A 14,213-nucleotide genomic window follows, 5' to 3' on the forward strand; every position below is an offset into this window, starting at 1 on the left:
CATGTCACACGAAAGTTACCCAACCGACCGGAAAAACTGGAACAGTATCCTGGAAGTCGATTCGCTCAGTGTAACGTACGAAACACCAACTGGAGGTGTACAAGCGCTTCGCGACGTATCCCTCTCCCTTGAAACGGGTGAAACAGTCGGGATTGTAGGGGAGAGTGGGAGTGGAAAGAGTACACTTGCACTCTCACTCCTCCAATATCTCGATGATAATGGACAAGTGACGAATGGATCGATTCAATTTAAAGATAGGGAAATCCAGAACCTTCCGAAGGTAGAACTTCAGAATCTCCGAGGAAAGCAGATCGCCCATGTCCCGCAGGACCCGAATACGTCTCTGAATCCCAGTCTGTGCGTTGGTGAACAAATTTCTGAGACAATCAGAGAACACGAGGATGTTACTAATCAGGAAGCTAGAGAACGGATGCATGAGATACTGAAGACGGTACGTATCGGTGACCCCGAATACAATGCCGAACGATACCCACACGAATTGTCCGGCGGCATGCAACAGCGCGTCCTTATCGCGATGGCGCTTTCGTGCAATCCGGAGCTCTTGATCCTTGACGAGCCAACGACCGGTCTCGATGTCACTACACAGGCGAAAATACTCGATCTAATTCAGGAACTCAAAGACTCGTTCGATACCGCAATCATCCTCATCACGCACGACCTCAGTGTGATTGCAGAGACGTGTGATAGAGTTACCATCCTCTATGCCGGTGAGGTAATGGAACAGGGTCCTGTCACGGAGATATTCAATAACCCTGCAAACCCATATACGCAGGGTCTCCTCGCAGCTATTCCACGCGTGAAAGAAGATAGGAAGCTAAACCCAATCCCAGGAAAAATACCGGACCTAACCGAGATCTCGGATGGCTGTATCTTCGCAGAGAGATGTGAATTCTCAGAACGCGATTGCAAATCTGGGGAAATTACCACGGAAGTAGTTGACGAACGAACGAACCATCAGACACGGTGTCGACGGTGGAGTGACGCAATTGAGGACCCGATCGAACCGGATATAGAACCCGATCGGTCGAGTGCATCGACAAGTAGCGAAGAGTTGCTCAAGGCGGAGGATGTGAAGAAATACTTTGGCGAGAATTCGTTCTTTGATCAAATCTTCGGCGGTGAGCCACCTGTCAAAGCCGTTGATGGTGTTGATTTAACCGTGAATAAGGGAGAGACGCTCGGACTCGTTGGTGAAAGCGGCTGTGGAAAAAGTACTCTCGGATCGACCCTTCTCAAGCTACTTGACATTACGGATGGAGAGATAACATTTAACGGAGAGAATATAAATAGTCTAGATAGTTCCGGACTTCAAGAATTCCGTTCAAATGCACAGATTGTCTTTCAGAATCCACATTCCAGCCTCAATCCACGTAAACGGGTTGGCAATCAATTGAAACGCCCATTGAAATTGCTTACTGATTCGAACAATGATGAGCGTCACGAACGGATGAGTGAATTGTTGGATCAGGTTGGTCTTGACAGCAACTACGCTTCGCGGTATCCACACGAGCTATCGGGCGGAGAGAAACAGCGTGTTGCGATTGCGCGGGCATTCGCTGCACAACCAGCGTTTATCGTCCTCGACGAACCAGTTAGTTCACTTGATGTGAGTGTCCAGGCCACCATACTAAATCTATTATCAATGCTTCGCGAGGAGTATAATTCGTCGTACCTGTTTATCAGTCACGACCTGAGCGTCGTGAAACACATTAGCGATAGGATTGCGGTCATGTATCTCGGAGAGATCGTGGAAGTCGGGTCACAAAAGTCGATTTTCGAACCCCCGTATCATCCGTATACTCGAGCGTTACTTTCAGCTAATCCAGATCTAGATCCGAATCGGGAATCGGACCGCGTTCAACTCGAGGGGAACGTTCCGAGCCCCCGTGATCCACCTAGCGGGTGTCCGTTCCATACTCGTTGTCCTCAATACATGGGTGCGAAATGTGAACACCAAGAACCAGAGCTCAAAACTATCGAAACCGATGACGGGGATACACATCAGATCGCATGTCACCTCGATGAAGAGGAGCTTGCGGACGAGATCTCCCGGTGAACTATCCCCCCTACTCGCTCACGGCTGATGTCGTTCACTCCTTGCGGAAGGAGAGTTAGTACCTAGTTTCAGTTACATACCTGCAATCGGTTACTATACAGTTACGTTCGGCGGTTTTAAGATCAGTGGCTTTGTCCAATCATACGAATGACGTTCGAATCAAGCCAGGTTAACACCGTACTGACAGATTCGTTCACGACCCTAGTTCACCAACTTTCTACTCCAGAGGTATTCGAGGGGTACACCGACGACCCAGAAGAAGCGGCTCGCATCTGGGGCACGAGGGCCACTCGGTATGGGTTAGTCGGCACAATGCTGGGTGAGTTCCGATCCTGTAGAGAGAAGTACGAGAAAGCATTAGACTACACTATCGAGCGGTTAGAAATAGATGTCCCTGAAAGCGAACGGGAAGAAATGCTCAGCCCATGGGAAAATCGACCGGCCTTCGATGATGTACCACCGGGACTCGAACGGCTAACGGATGCAGGGTACGAAGTATACGTGTTATCCAACGGTGACCACGATATGTTGGATGATATGATCGAGTCGGCCGGAATCGATGATTACGTCTCTGGGACTATCAGCGCGAGCGACGTCGGTTTCTACAAGCCCGATCCGCGTCTCTATCGCCATGCAGCGGTACAGACTGGTACGCCAGTAACCGAAATCGCCCACGTGACAGCGTCGTGGAACGATGTTCTCGGCGCGATGCATACTGGTATGCAGGGGGTATGGCTAAACCGAGACGACCGCACGTGGGAAGATATTCTGGGCGATGCAGACCTCGAGGTAAACACGTTCCACGAATTCGCAGATACTCTGGGAGATTGAAATACGTTATAGCCTAACCTTTGCTTTGATGTACTGATCGTCGGTGGCGGCCTATCGGTTGTGCTACCGGTATCTTTACCGCCCGAAGCAGCCTTGAGACGTGCGTTCCGGATCGTAGTCTCTCCCCGATCCATCACTGTGCGTATCTCGAGAACGATCTGGGCTTTCCCGCCGGTATCGATAGTGGAATGTTGCACGGAGCGACGCGCTTCCTCCCACGGCTAAAGCCGTGGGCTTCCGCGCTGCTACCGCTGTGAGATCCCAAAAACGTGGACACGAGACGGCAGCGACCCGGAAGAGGAGGTCGCCGTTCGCAATCAGTCGGGAGTAGCTGTCTCGAGAAAGCGGTTCTGAGTGACCTCGTACAGTTGCCGACCCATACAGTATCTGGTCGCGACCACCGTTCCACAACACAGATCATGACGGAGAGCGCTCGGACAGCGGTGTCCCCGGTGTTTTTCACGACGCAACGTGAGTGGCCACTAACGAGTCCGATATACGATGGAAGACGTCCCCGAACTACCGCCGATCGATATCGTAACGCAGCGTCTTCGTGACGGCGCTCGCGAGAGCGTCAGCACGTCGTTCCGGGCGTATCAGCGAGCGGAGCCCAAACGACGGAAGGAACTGCTCCGATCGGTGCGATCGGTCGTGGACGATCATCCGGACGTTCTCGGCCCACACGTTCACGAATTAGTTCCATATCTCACCGACGAGGCTCGATCAGTTCGGCTGAACGCCGCGAAACTGTTCGTCGCCCTCTCGAGGGCGAATCCGGACATTGTGCTCGACGACATCGACGCTCTCGCCGGTCGGCTCGCCGACGAGGAGGAGTTCTACTACGTTCGAGCGCGCTCCGCCGAGGCGCTCGGCTACATCGGGGCTGACTACCCCGAGGACGTCGCGACGCCGGACCTCCTGGCGGATCTCGTGGTCGGACTGTCGTTCGACGAACCGGAAGTGAAGGAGAAACTCGCGAAAGCGCTCGCGTACCTCGCGCTGGGAGATCCGAGCCGGTTGCGTCACCGAATCGCCGATCTCGCGGCGCATCTCGACGCGGAGGAGAAACTCGTGCGCTATCACCTCTGTACGGCGCTCGTCGCAGTCGGCAGCGAGTATCCGGCCGCCCTGTCCGACGCGGTCGACGCTCTCTCGGCGCGTCTCGAGGACGAGTGTCCGCACGTTCGCGGGCGCGCCGCCGAGGCGCTCGGGATGGTTGCGCGGACCGCTCCGAACGGATCGCCAATCTCGTCCGAACGACTCGCGACGCTCGCCGAGGAGAGCGACGAACCATTCGTAACCGAACGCGCACGCTTTGCAGCGGCTGCGGGGGAGAACACGACCGACAGTACCGACGAGATCGGGTCGCTCGAGTCGATTCGCGAACGGACGGACGAAATCGTCGACGAAATCACGTCGCCGGACCACGAATGTCCCCACTGCGGGACGGCAGTGCCGGAAGGTGGGCCGCCGCTGTGTCCGCACTGCGGCGGCCCATACTGAGAGTTGGGTCACGTCGGTGCAGACGTGTCGATTCTCCGACGGCGCCCGCAGTTGCAGAACCGGGACCAGTCTTCCAGTAGGATCGCCGCTCGCCAGCCGCTATCGTCTGATCGAACGGACCGATGGATCGGACGGAGACGAAGCGAAACCAGAGCGAAACGTACCGTAGGGAGCCACAGTCGTGATTACCGTTCAATCATTAGGCTGGCCTAAAACCGTAACGGATTTATATTTTAGGCTGGCCTAAATCGGTATGAGCAGCAAATTCGGGTGGCTGGAGGCGTCGGTTCAGCAACGCCGTCTGCCGCCTGGCGGTAGAGTCAGCGACGGCGTATCACTCGAACGGCAGCTGAAGCCGTATGGAAACGGTGGCAACGCGCGCAACGAAACCGAGCGCACCGGAGAGCCGCTCTCGAGCGAACCAGCCGGAACGATCCGAGGATGAGCGAGAAGAAGTCGAACGTCGGAACGGGACGAACCGCGAGCTCGCGGCTAACCGAGTCGCGATTCGGGTGGCTCCTGGATCCGAAACTCGCCACCGTAGTACTCGCCAGCATCGCCGTCGTCTTCGCCGGCGGGCTGATACAGATCAGTTACGGCGCCTACTCGATGACGTTTTTCGAGGCGTGGCGCGCGCTGTTCAATCCGGACGTGGTGTTCAACCCGCAGGCCTGGGACGCGTTCTTGCTGGGCGAAACGATGCCCGAGATGAGTTCCGAGAGCCTCATCGTCTGGAACATCCGGCTGCCGCGGGTCTTCGTCGCGGCGCTCGTCGGCATGAACCTCGGCGTCTCGGGAGCGATATTTCAGGCGGTGACCCGAAACGAACTCGCGAGCCCGTTCATTCTCGGCGTCTCCTCCGGGGCCGGACTCACGATTCTGTTGACGCTCGTCGTCTTCGGGAGCCTGACGGCATTCCTTCCGATAATCGCCGCGGTGGGAGGTGCCGTGGCGTTTCTCATCGTCTACGTGATCGCCTGGAAGAACGGAACCTCGCCGATTCGGCTTGTCCTCGCCGGCGTCATCGTCGGGACGGTCTTCGGATCGCTACAGACGGGACTGTTCTTCTTCGCGGACGATATCGGGGTCGTCCAGTCGGCGATCGCGTGGACCACCGGGTCGCTCACCGGGACCGACTGGGATCAGGTGAGACTCGTCCTCCCGTCGACGGTCGTGGTGGTCCTGCTCGCCGTCGTCGGCTCGCGCCAGATGGACGTCCTCCTGCTGGGCGAACGGACCGCGCAGTCGCTCGGCATGTCCGTCGAAAAAGCCCGGTTCGCACTGTCGGGCGTCGCCGTCCTCGCGGCGTCGGCGAGCATCGCCGTCGCCGGAATCGTCGGGTTCGTCGGGCTCATCGTCCCGCACATGGTGCGAAACCTCGTCGGCAGCGACTCGAAGAAACTGATCGTCGGCTGTCTGTTCGTCGGTCCGGCACTGATGGTCAGCGCCGACGTGGGTGCGCGACTGGCGTTGAGCCCCACCCAGATTCCCGTCGGTATCGTCACCGGACTCCTCGGCGGCCCGTACTTCCTCTACCTGATGCGAAAACAGAAGAATATGGGCGAGATCTGAGCGGTGCGAGTCGATGCGGATGCAGATCGGGCTGGCGACTCGAGGCGCCTGCCGGACGTCGATATCGACCGGTCGACGAGGCGTGCGTCCCGTCTTTCGCAGACCGATCGATCAGCGATATGTTTTAGGCCCGCCTAACAATCGGAGGATTTATTATATTTTAGGTTAGCCTAAACTCATGGTGAGAGACGAGATGAGACGCGTTCGGCGACGCGGAGATCGACTGATAACGGAGGCGAGCAAATGAAAGACACCGACGACAGCACGACCGAGACATCGACGCGAAGAGACGCGCTGAAGTACGGCGGCTCGCTCGCGGCCGGCACCGCCCTGGCGGGCTGTTCGGATCTGGTCGGGCGGAGCGACGACTCGAGCGACCAGAACGACGGCTCCTATTCGGTCTCGATGGAACCGGTGGGAACCGTCGCGTTTGACGAGGTACCCGAACGGTGGGCCGCGTACGACGGCGGTTACGCCGACATGGCCGTCGCGCTGGGGCAGGCCGACGGGCTAACGGGCGTCGGCGGTGCGGATCGTTACTACACGTACGTCTACGACGAACTGTCCGGCGTGACCGTCGACGAAGACGTCCTCGAGCGGTATCCGGAGGTCAGAACCAAAGAGGAGTTCTACGAACTCGAGAGCGACGTGCACCTGTACGACCCCCAGATACTGGTCAACTGGTACGACTGGGACGAGGACGACGTCGACGAGATCGCGTCGACCGTCGCGCCGTTCGTCGGGAACCTGATCTTTCGGCGCTCCGACGACTGGCACGATTACCGCTACTACACGCTGTACGAGGCCTTCGAGAAAGTGGCCGAGGTGTTCCAAGAACGAGCGCGCTACGAGGCGTTCAGCGAACTCCACGACGAGTTCATCGCGTCGATACGGGAACGGCTCCCCCCGAGCGAGGACCGACCGGAGGTCTTCCTCACCTTCGAGGGGACCGACGAGCCGGAGACGTTCTCGCCGTACCGAATCGACGACGCGGGGACGAGCAAGAAACAGTGGCGCGACCTCGGCGTCCACGACGCGCTGACGGGGACGGACATCGACAACCTCAGCACGACCAACCGCGGCGAGCTGGACTACGAGAACTTACTCGAGATCGATCCCGAGGTGATCCTCGTCCGCGGTCACGAGCGAAAGTCCGCCGCGGAGTTCCGGGACGTCGTGCTCGATTACATGCAGAGTCACCCCGTCGGGAGCGAGCTCTCTGCCGTCCGGAACGGGCGCGTCTACCGCGGCGGCTACCTCAATCAGGGGCCGATCCACAACCTCTTCCTGACGGAGCGAGCGGCGAAACAGCTGTTCCCCGAGGAGTTCGGAGACGTGACCGGCGACGACCGACTGTTCGACCGCCAGGCCGTTGCGGACATTATCAACGGCGACCTCACCGATGACTGAGAACGCAGACCGGACGACCGGAGAACCGACGCGAAGAGACGCACTGAAGTACGGCGGGGCGCTCGCGACCACCGTTTCCCTCGCGGGCTGTTCGGAACTGGTCGGACGGGACGGTACCGGCGACTCCGAGCCGTCGGAAGGTGAGACGTACTCGGTGACGATGGCCCCGAGCGGAACCGTCGAGTTCGAGCGACCGCCGGAGAACGTCCTCACGATCCTCCCACACCACGCCGACATGGCGCTCGCGGCCGGCCACGGCGACGCCGTCTCCTCGATGCTGTACAACCCCGAATACAACGACACGATCTGGAACGCGTTCCTTGAGCGCCTCGACGGCGTCGCCGTCGACTGGGCGGATCTCCCCGGAACGTGGGATCCCGACAAGGAGTACCTCTACGAACTCGAGAGCGACCTCCATCTGGCCGATCCCGCCTACATGTCGATAATGGGGGGTTGGGGTACCGACGATATCGAGGAGATCGGCGAGACCGTCGCCCCGTGGTTCGGGAACACGTTCAGTAACGCGAACAAGGAGCCGCCGGCCGAGTGGGCCGACCGCTACGAGTATTACACGCTCTGGGAGATCTTCGAGCGGGTCGCACGGGTCTTTCAGGCGGAGGCGCGCTACGAGGCGCTCGCCGACGTCCACGCCGAGATGCTCGCGACCATCGAGGCAAACCTCCCGCCCGAAGACGAGCGGCCGAGCGTGGCGATGATCATCCTCAACCAGTCCGAGGACAGCATGTACGTGTACGCGCTGAACGAGCCGGGCTTCCTGACGGCACACACCCGGCCCCTCGGCGCGACGGACGTCTTCGCCGACGTGCCGACCGAGTCGACGGTCGACTACGAGGCGTTCATCAAGGCCGATCCCGACATCGTCCTCTGTCTCGCGGGAATGTCCGAGGCCAGACACGTGACGAAAACGCGAGAGCGACTCGCGGACGATCCGACGACTGCGTCGGTGTCGGCCGTGGAGAACGGACGCATCCACACGCAGGGCGGACGGAATCAGGGGCCGATCATGAACCTCTTCCAGACCGAAATGGCGGCGAAACAGCTCTACCCCGACGTCTTCGGCGAGTGGCCGACCTACACCGAGGGGCCGTATCCGGAGATTCCGGCCGACGAGCAGTTGTTCGATCGCGACCGAGTTGCAGACATTATTAACGGAGACTTCGACGCATGAACAGCAATGACGAGATAACCGAGAGATCGACGCGCAGAAACGTACTCAAATACGGCGGAACGCTCGCGGCCGGAACGGCCCTCGCAGGCTGTTCGAGGCTGGTCGGACAAAGCGAGAACGGAGACGCCGACTCCGACGGAACCTATTCGGTGACGATGGCGCCGATGGGCGAGGTGTCGTTCGACTCGCCGCCGGAGAGCGTCTTCACGCGGCTGACCCACCACGCCGGCATGGCGTTCGCCCTCGGACGCGGCGACGACGTCAACGCGATGCACGCGCCCGAGTACTACGACCAGCTGTGGAATCAGTTCACCGAACGGCTCCCCGGCGTCACGCTGGACTGGACGGGCCTGTACTCGTCCTGGGATCCGAGCAAGGAGAAACTCTACGAACTCGACAGCGACGTCCACCTCGCCGATCCGGCGAGCGTGAACGCTCTCGACAGCAAGAACTCATCGGACGTGGAGGAAATTCGGGACACCATCGCCCCGTGGTTCGGGAACAAGTTCAGCGACAGACACGACGAGCCGCCGGCCGAGTGGGCCGACCGGTACGAGTATTACACACTCTGGGAGATGTTCGAGAAGGTCGCCCAGGCCTTCCGCGAGGAGGAGCGGTACGAGGGGCTCGCGGAGATACACGCGAACCTGATCGAGACGATCGAGGAGAAGCTGCCGCCCGAACAGGAGCGCCCGACCGCGGTGCTGGCGGGGATGAGCGACATCGATAGCATCTACGTCTACACGCTGGACACGCCCGGATTTCTGACGGCGCACGTGCGCCCGCTCAGTCCGGTCGGCGCGCTGAGCGACACCATCTCCTCCGGGGACGCGATCGATATGGAAGTGCTGCTCGAGGCCGATCCCGACGTGATCTTCTCGCTGGGCGGGCTCCACCCCGAAACCGATATGGCCGGGATTCGATCGTCGCTGCGAGATCACGCCGCCGGACGGAAGCTCTCCGCGGTCCAAAACGAGCGCGTCTATCCGCAGGGTGCCCGCTACCAGGGGCCGATCCTGAACCTGTTCCAGTTGGAGATGACCGCAAAACAGCTCTACCCCGACGTCTTCGGCGAGTGGCCGACGTACACCGAAGGGCCGTATCCGGAGATTCCCGACGACGAGCAACTGTTCGACCGCCAGGCGGTCGCAGAGATCATCACGGGTGATCGGTGAATGCGCGCTCGAGAGTGGGCGATCGCCGGCGCCTTCCGCGAGCCGGAAGCGTACGACATCCCCGACCTGCCGTCGTGGCGCGTTTGCCGAACCGAGTGCGGCGGACTGGCCTTCGCCGACGGGGAGAATGAGCCGTTCATCGCTGCCGACCGCCCAATGAAGGTCAGGCGCTGACGACAGCCCATGATCTGTATCTATACCACTACCGAGACGACACCGCGAGTGCCGCTCGAGAGACTGCAAGCGGCGGACGGCACAACGGAGGCGTTCACCAGTGAGTGAGGGAGATCGCACCCAAACGGAGGCGGCGTTCGATCACGACGTCGTCGTGGTTGGCGGCGGTCCAGCGGGCTGCGCGGCGGGCGTGTTCACCGCTCGCCACGGGCTGGATACGGTCATCTTCGATCGCGGCCGCTCGTCGATCCAGCGGTGTGCACACCTCGAGAACTACCTCGGCTTCCCGGCGGGGATCGACATCGAGACGCTGTACGGGCTGATGCATGATCACGCCGAGGAGGCGGGATGCGAGATCGTCCCCGCCCTCGTCGAGTCGATCGAGCGCAATGACGGCGGTGAGGGATTCGTCATCGATCTGCAGGAAGTGGTACCGGTCACCGCCCGTCGAGTGGTCGCGGCCACGCGCTACGACGGCGAGTACATGCGGGGGCTCGACGACGAGGCGGCGATGTTCGAGACCTACGAACACGACGGGGAGAAACACGAGCATTTCGACAAGGGATACGCCGAGAGCGACGGGACGACGCCGGTCGACGACCTGTTCATTGCGTCACCGTACGGGGACACCGGCTACCAGGCGCTGATGGCCGCCGGTCGCGGCGCTCGGACCGCACTCTCCGTCGTCGAGGCCGTCCGACGGGAGCGGGGTTACCCCGACTCGGTGGCCAACTACTACGACTGGGTGCGCCGAGAGACGGAACTCGAGGACGAATCGGCCGCTCGGAACCGCTGGCGCGAGCACTTCGACGACCGAGTGGCCGAAGATCACGACCTCGAGGAAGACCGACTCGCGGAGCTGCGCGAGCGAGAAATCGATCGCAGGATCGGCATGTACATCTCGGACGACGAGATCGAGCGTCGGGGAGCGCGCGGGCAGGAGCGACTGCTCGAACACATCGACGACGAACTGATCCTCGACGCAGCGCGGGCGATCGAGGCCGAGAAACGGCCTACACATCGACAGCAGGGAGCCGACGGCGAGTAAGTCGCATCAGGGCGTTCTGTAACTGTCCCTTCCTGCGACCGTTCTCCATGAAAGAGATCTCTTACACCCATCACTAAGAATCTAATGTATGTATCATAGATTTGGATCTTAGGGAAGAGAAGAGCTCTCGATGGTATCGGGGTCGTTGTGACACGAGTTTAGCGGCTTTGTGGCACCCTCCGTTCGCGACTAGTGGGACTTCCGCAGTCGGGGACACGACGTACGTTTGCGGAATTGCACCCACGGACTATCAGACGTGGTCGACAACGCCGTCAAAACGAGAAGCCACCTCGACGGGCGAATGCGAACGAACAAGGAGGGGGGAGACCAGCGTGAGCGGCCCCGAAGTACCCGAACCCAACTTTCAATTACGCCTTACCGTCGAATTCTATCCGTAGCCGTAGCGACGTCACGCGACTACTGACGGACTGTGCAACGCGAGCGCGCCAGATGTCGCGCGTCCCGTCGACCGTCTCGAGAGTGTCCGCGAGCCGTTCGACGCTGCGGTCGGCGTCCGGATCGTCTGGCGTCACTCGCAGGCGACCGCGTTCGCCGGCGACGACGAGGCGCCGCCCGTCGCTTCGAATCGGGAACGTGGAGACGAGCACGGACTCGAACGTGTTGTCCGCGTTCGCGAACACCGCGTCGTCGTCGACCGAGACGACGCCGTCGGTTCGGTCGAGCGTTATAGTCCGGCGGAGCGACTCGAGTCCGGCGTCCTCGGGGTAGCAATCCGCGAGATCCATCTCGAACGCGTCGACCGTCGACGAGGAATGTCGGTCGAGTACCGTCGCAGTGAATTCCTCGCCGGCGGTCTGTTCGACGCCGTTCACGTACGGGACAGAGTGGCCGAGCGAGCGCGCGGCAACGTAGTCGTAGCGGGCCGGGCCGAAGTAGTCTCGGTCGTACTCGGGACGCCCCGGATCGGTGAGCAGCGACTCGCCGTTCGCGTGAACGACGAACGAGCCGCAGTCGTTGTGGTTGTGCGACTCGCCGTTGTGGCCGGCTTTCGCGGCGACGACGAGACCGTCCGGGTCGGCCGGGCTCGCCCGCGTAATCCACCACTCACAGCCCCCGAAGTATCGACGGATCGGCGGGGTGGCACGCGTCCACGAAGCGGGTACCGTCCGCGTCCAGTGGAGGTCGCGGACGATTTCGGGGAGCGACACGACGTTCGGGCCGGCGAACACGTCCGTACGGCGCGCCATCTCCCACCGTCCGCGAGCCGCCAGTCCCGGCTTCTCTAGGCGGCGTCCGAGCCACGCGGCCGCACGCGGCGCGACGACGCTCTCCTCGTCCGAGTCCGAGAACGGAACGAAGCGTCCGGGACTGAGTTCGACGGCGAGGGGATACGCGGCGAGGCGCTCGAGTTTCGGGGGCGAACACAGCGAGTACGAGCCGTCGGTCGCGCTCTCGAGGGCGTCCGCGAGCGCGACGTAGTTGCCCACGCCGTAATTCCAGTAGCCGACTCCCTCCGGCGTCCCGCCGTCGGCGCCGAAGCCGTCGAGGTAGTGGCCGAGACCGTCGGCGACGCGTTCGACGATGCGCGCCTGCCGGCCGGCGTCGTCTACGAGGAGGAGCGCGGCGAGCGCGACGCCCGCGCTACAGACCGCGTTCCAGTTGTTCGTCGCCGTCGTCCACCAGAGATCGTCGCGTTCCTCGTAGGGGGTGAAGACGCGACGGTCGACTTCGGAGCGGATGCGCTCGCGGAGCGCGGGATGGAGACGGTCGCCGAGAATCGCGTCGACCTCCGCGAGGAGGAGCGCCGCGCCGACGGTGAAGAGCGCGACCGTCCGTTCGTCGCTCGAGACGGCGCCCGGGAGCCCCTCTCGAGATACGTCTCCGAGGTGTGCGGGCCACGTCCACGTCGCCTGCTCGCAGATCGCCCACGCGTAGTCCAGGATCGGATCGAAGTCGTCGTCGCGCTCGACGCACGCGGCGATGACGAGCGCGGAGAGGCGACCCCAGCGTTCGCGGGCGGCGACTTCGTAGCGCGTCCGATCGCCCGTTCGCTCGTAGTCGAGATACTGGCTGGCCGTAAGCGACGGGATCTCGCCGTCACGAGCCAATTGGGCGTCGTCGAGCAGCGCCTCGACCGGCTCGCGGGTCAGTTCGTCCGTGCAGAGGGCCGTCCACGCCGCTTCGTCGTCGTACGTCGGGAGCGTGAACGCCTCTCCGGGGCCCTCGAGGGCGTCCCGGAGGCCACCGACCGTCCAGTCGCGGGGCGGATAGTCCTGATCGTGCGCCGTCGGCATACGCACTAGGACCGACGGTATGCCAATAAATCCCGAGGTCGTACCCGGACTCGGTCTGGGAACCAGCCGATGCCGTTTCACAAAAACCTACATGCGATCGACGAGTTATGGCGACCATGCAACTCGCACTGTCGACGCTCGGCTGTCCCGACTGGGATCTCGAGCGAATACTGTCCGTCGGCCGGGACGCCGGCTACGACGGCGTGGACTTCCGTGGCTACCGGGACGAGATCGACGTCACGCGCCATCCCCTGTTCACCGAGCGAGCCGACGAAACGCGGTCGAGACTCGAATCCGCCGGGCTGAGCATCAGTGCCCTCAGCTCGAGCATTACTCTCTGTGAAACCGACGACCGTTCGGCCCACGTGGCGGAGGCGCGCAGGCTGGTCGAGGTCGGCGACGCATTCGACGTCGACCGTATCCGCGTGTTCGGCGGCGGCGATCCCGCCGTCCACTCGAGAGCCGAACTCGCACGTGCTGGGGGCGAAACCATGCGGGAGATCCTCTCGATCGACGGCGCAGAAAATTTCCGGTGGATCCTCGAAATGCACGACGCCTGGACCGCCTCAGATGACTGCCAGCAACTCTTAGACGAGCTTCCTGACGACGTCGGCGTTCTATGGGACGCCGCACACACCATTCGCCTCGCCGACGAGTCCCCGCGCGATACCCTCGACGCGCTCGGTGACCGGATCGAATACGTCCACCTGAAAGACGCCGTCTACGACCCGGATCACCACGACGCCACCCACGACGGCTACGTGTACGCGGTCCCGGGCGAGGGAGACCTGCCGATGGCCGACGTCGTCGCTGCGCTCCGCGATCGAGGCTACGACGGCTGGCTCGTCTTCGAACACGAGAAGCGATGGCACCCCTCGATCGCCGATCCCGAGGTCGCTCTGCCGGCGTTCGTCGAGTGGTTCCACGACCGACGGTGAGCGGACGGATCCCCTGTGTTTATAGTAACGGAAGAGTTACA

Annotated in this window: 12 protein-coding genes; 11 read left to right on the top strand and 1 reads right to left on the bottom strand. The window is 61.5% G+C overall.

The genetic code is table 11. From position 1 onward, the window contains the following. The first annotated feature begins 1 nt into the window (after nucleotide 1). The 10 genes from C477_RS22685 (at nucleotide 2) to C477_RS00455 (ending at nucleotide 10,979) form a co-directional block, all read left to right on the top strand. On the top strand, nucleotides 2–2,077 hold the full coding sequence (locus tag C477_RS22685; RefSeq protein ID WP_008892439.1) for a dipeptide ABC transporter ATP-binding protein: 2,076 nt from the start codon (nucleotides 2–4) through the stop codon (nucleotides 2,075–2,077). A gap of 147 nt (nucleotides 2,078–2,224) precedes the next feature. Beyond that, nucleotides 2,225–2,908, top strand: coding sequence for a haloacid dehalogenase type II (locus C477_RS00425; protein ID WP_008892440.1), 684 nt, complete (start codon nucleotides 2,225–2,227; stop codon nucleotides 2,906–2,908). 501 nt (nucleotides 2,909–3,409) lie between these two features. Beyond that, nucleotides 3,410–4,411, top strand: coding sequence for a HEAT repeat domain-containing protein (locus tag C477_RS00430; RefSeq protein WP_008892441.1), 1,002 nt, complete (start codon nucleotides 3,410–3,412; stop codon nucleotides 4,409–4,411). Nucleotides 4,412–4,664: 253 nt separating this feature from the next. After that, nucleotides 4,665–4,856 carry a hypothetical protein gene (locus C477_RS23315; protein WP_152423236.1) on the top strand — a complete coding sequence of 64 codons (192 nt, stop codon included), beginning with the start codon at nucleotides 4,665–4,667 and terminating at the stop codon, nucleotides 4,854–4,856. Further along, nucleotides 4,853–5,983 carry a FecCD family ABC transporter permease gene (locus C477_RS00435; RefSeq protein WP_008892442.1) on the top strand — a complete coding sequence of 377 codons (1,131 nt, stop codon included), beginning with the start codon at nucleotides 4,853–4,855 and terminating at the stop codon, nucleotides 5,981–5,983. Before C477_RS23315 ends, C477_RS00435 begins: the two co-directional genes overlap by 4 nt. A 243-nt stretch (nucleotides 5,984–6,226) precedes the next feature. Then, the gene (locus tag C477_RS00440; protein ID WP_008892443.1) at nucleotides 6,227–7,393 is read left to right on the top strand and encodes an ABC transporter substrate-binding protein; all 1,167 of its coding nucleotides are present in this window, start codon (nucleotides 6,227–6,229) and stop codon (nucleotides 7,391–7,393) included. After that, nucleotides 7,386–8,582: an ABC transporter substrate-binding protein gene (locus C477_RS00445; protein WP_008892444.1), complete on the top strand. Its 1,197-nt coding sequence runs from the start codon at nucleotides 7,386–7,388 to the stop codon at nucleotides 8,580–8,582. The genes C477_RS00440 and C477_RS00445 overlap by 8 nt, the downstream gene beginning before the upstream one ends. Beyond that, nucleotides 8,579–9,757 (top strand): ABC transporter substrate-binding protein, encoded by a 1,179-nt coding sequence (locus C477_RS00450; RefSeq protein ID WP_008892445.1) that lies wholly within the window; start codon nucleotides 8,579–8,581, stop codon nucleotides 9,755–9,757. The genes C477_RS00445 and C477_RS00450 overlap by 4 nt, the downstream gene beginning before the upstream one ends. Continuing rightward, entirely contained in the window at nucleotides 9,758–9,931 is a 174-nt protein-coding gene (locus C477_RS23915) for a hypothetical protein (RefSeq protein ID WP_008892446.1), read from the top strand. A gap of 100 nt (nucleotides 9,932–10,031) precedes the next feature. Further along, on the top strand, nucleotides 10,032–10,979 hold the full coding sequence (locus C477_RS00455; protein ID WP_008892447.1) for an FAD-dependent oxidoreductase: 948 nt from the start codon (nucleotides 10,032–10,034) through the stop codon (nucleotides 10,977–10,979). A 368-nt stretch (nucleotides 10,980–11,347) separates the two neighbouring features. Here the strand turns inward: C477_RS00455 and C477_RS00460 are convergent, their stop codons facing one another. Continuing rightward, nucleotides 11,348–13,234, bottom strand: a complete 1,887-nt coding sequence (locus C477_RS00460; RefSeq protein ID WP_008892448.1) for a heparinase II/III domain-containing protein — start codon at nucleotides 13,232–13,234, stop codon at nucleotides 11,348–11,350. 116 nt (nucleotides 13,235–13,350) lie between these two features. Here C477_RS00460 and C477_RS00465 point away from each other — a divergent pair, with 116 nt between their 5' ends. After that, the gene (locus C477_RS00465; RefSeq protein WP_152423237.1) at nucleotides 13,351–14,172 is read left to right on the top strand and encodes a sugar phosphate isomerase/epimerase family protein; all 822 of its coding nucleotides are present in this window, start codon (nucleotides 13,351–13,353) and stop codon (nucleotides 14,170–14,172) included. The last annotated feature ends 41 nt before the right edge of the window (nucleotides 14,173–14,213 follow it).

Source organism: Haloterrigena salina JCM 13891 (genome assembly GCF_000337495.1).
GTDB lineage: Archaea > Halobacteriota > Halobacteria > Halobacteriales > Natrialbaceae > Haloterrigena > Haloterrigena salina.

Coding starts and splice junctions, on each gene's coding strand:
- C477_RS22685 (WP_008892439.1), top strand. CDS start 2: ATGTCACACGAAAGTTACCCAACCGACCGGAAAAACTGGAACAGTATC.
- C477_RS00425 (WP_008892440.1), top strand. CDS start 2,225: ATGACGTTCGAATCAAGCCAGGTTAACACCGTACTGACAGATTCGTTC.
- C477_RS00430 (WP_008892441.1), top strand. CDS start 3,410: ATGGAAGACGTCCCCGAACTACCGCCGATCGATATCGTAACGCAGCGT.
- C477_RS23315 (WP_152423236.1), top strand. CDS start 4,665: ATGAGCAGCAAATTCGGGTGGCTGGAGGCGTCGGTTCAGCAACGCCGT.
- C477_RS00435 (WP_008892442.1), top strand. CDS start 4,853: ATGAGCGAGAAGAAGTCGAACGTCGGAACGGGACGAACCGCGAGCTCG.
- C477_RS00440 (WP_008892443.1), top strand. CDS start 6,227: ATGAAAGACACCGACGACAGCACGACCGAGACATCGACGCGAAGAGAC.
- C477_RS00445 (WP_008892444.1), top strand. CDS start 7,386: ATGACTGAGAACGCAGACCGGACGACCGGAGAACCGACGCGAAGAGAC.
- C477_RS00450 (WP_008892445.1), top strand. CDS start 8,579: ATGAACAGCAATGACGAGATAACCGAGAGATCGACGCGCAGAAACGTA.
- C477_RS23915 (WP_008892446.1), top strand. CDS start 9,758: ATGCGCGCTCGAGAGTGGGCGATCGCCGGCGCCTTCCGCGAGCCGGAA.
- C477_RS00460 (WP_008892448.1), bottom strand. CDS start 13,234: ATGCCGACGGCGCACGATCAGGACTATCCGCCCCGCGACTGGACGGTC.
- C477_RS00465 (WP_152423237.1), top strand. CDS start 13,351: ATGCAACTCGCACTGTCGACGCTCGGCTGTCCCGACTGGGATCTCGAG.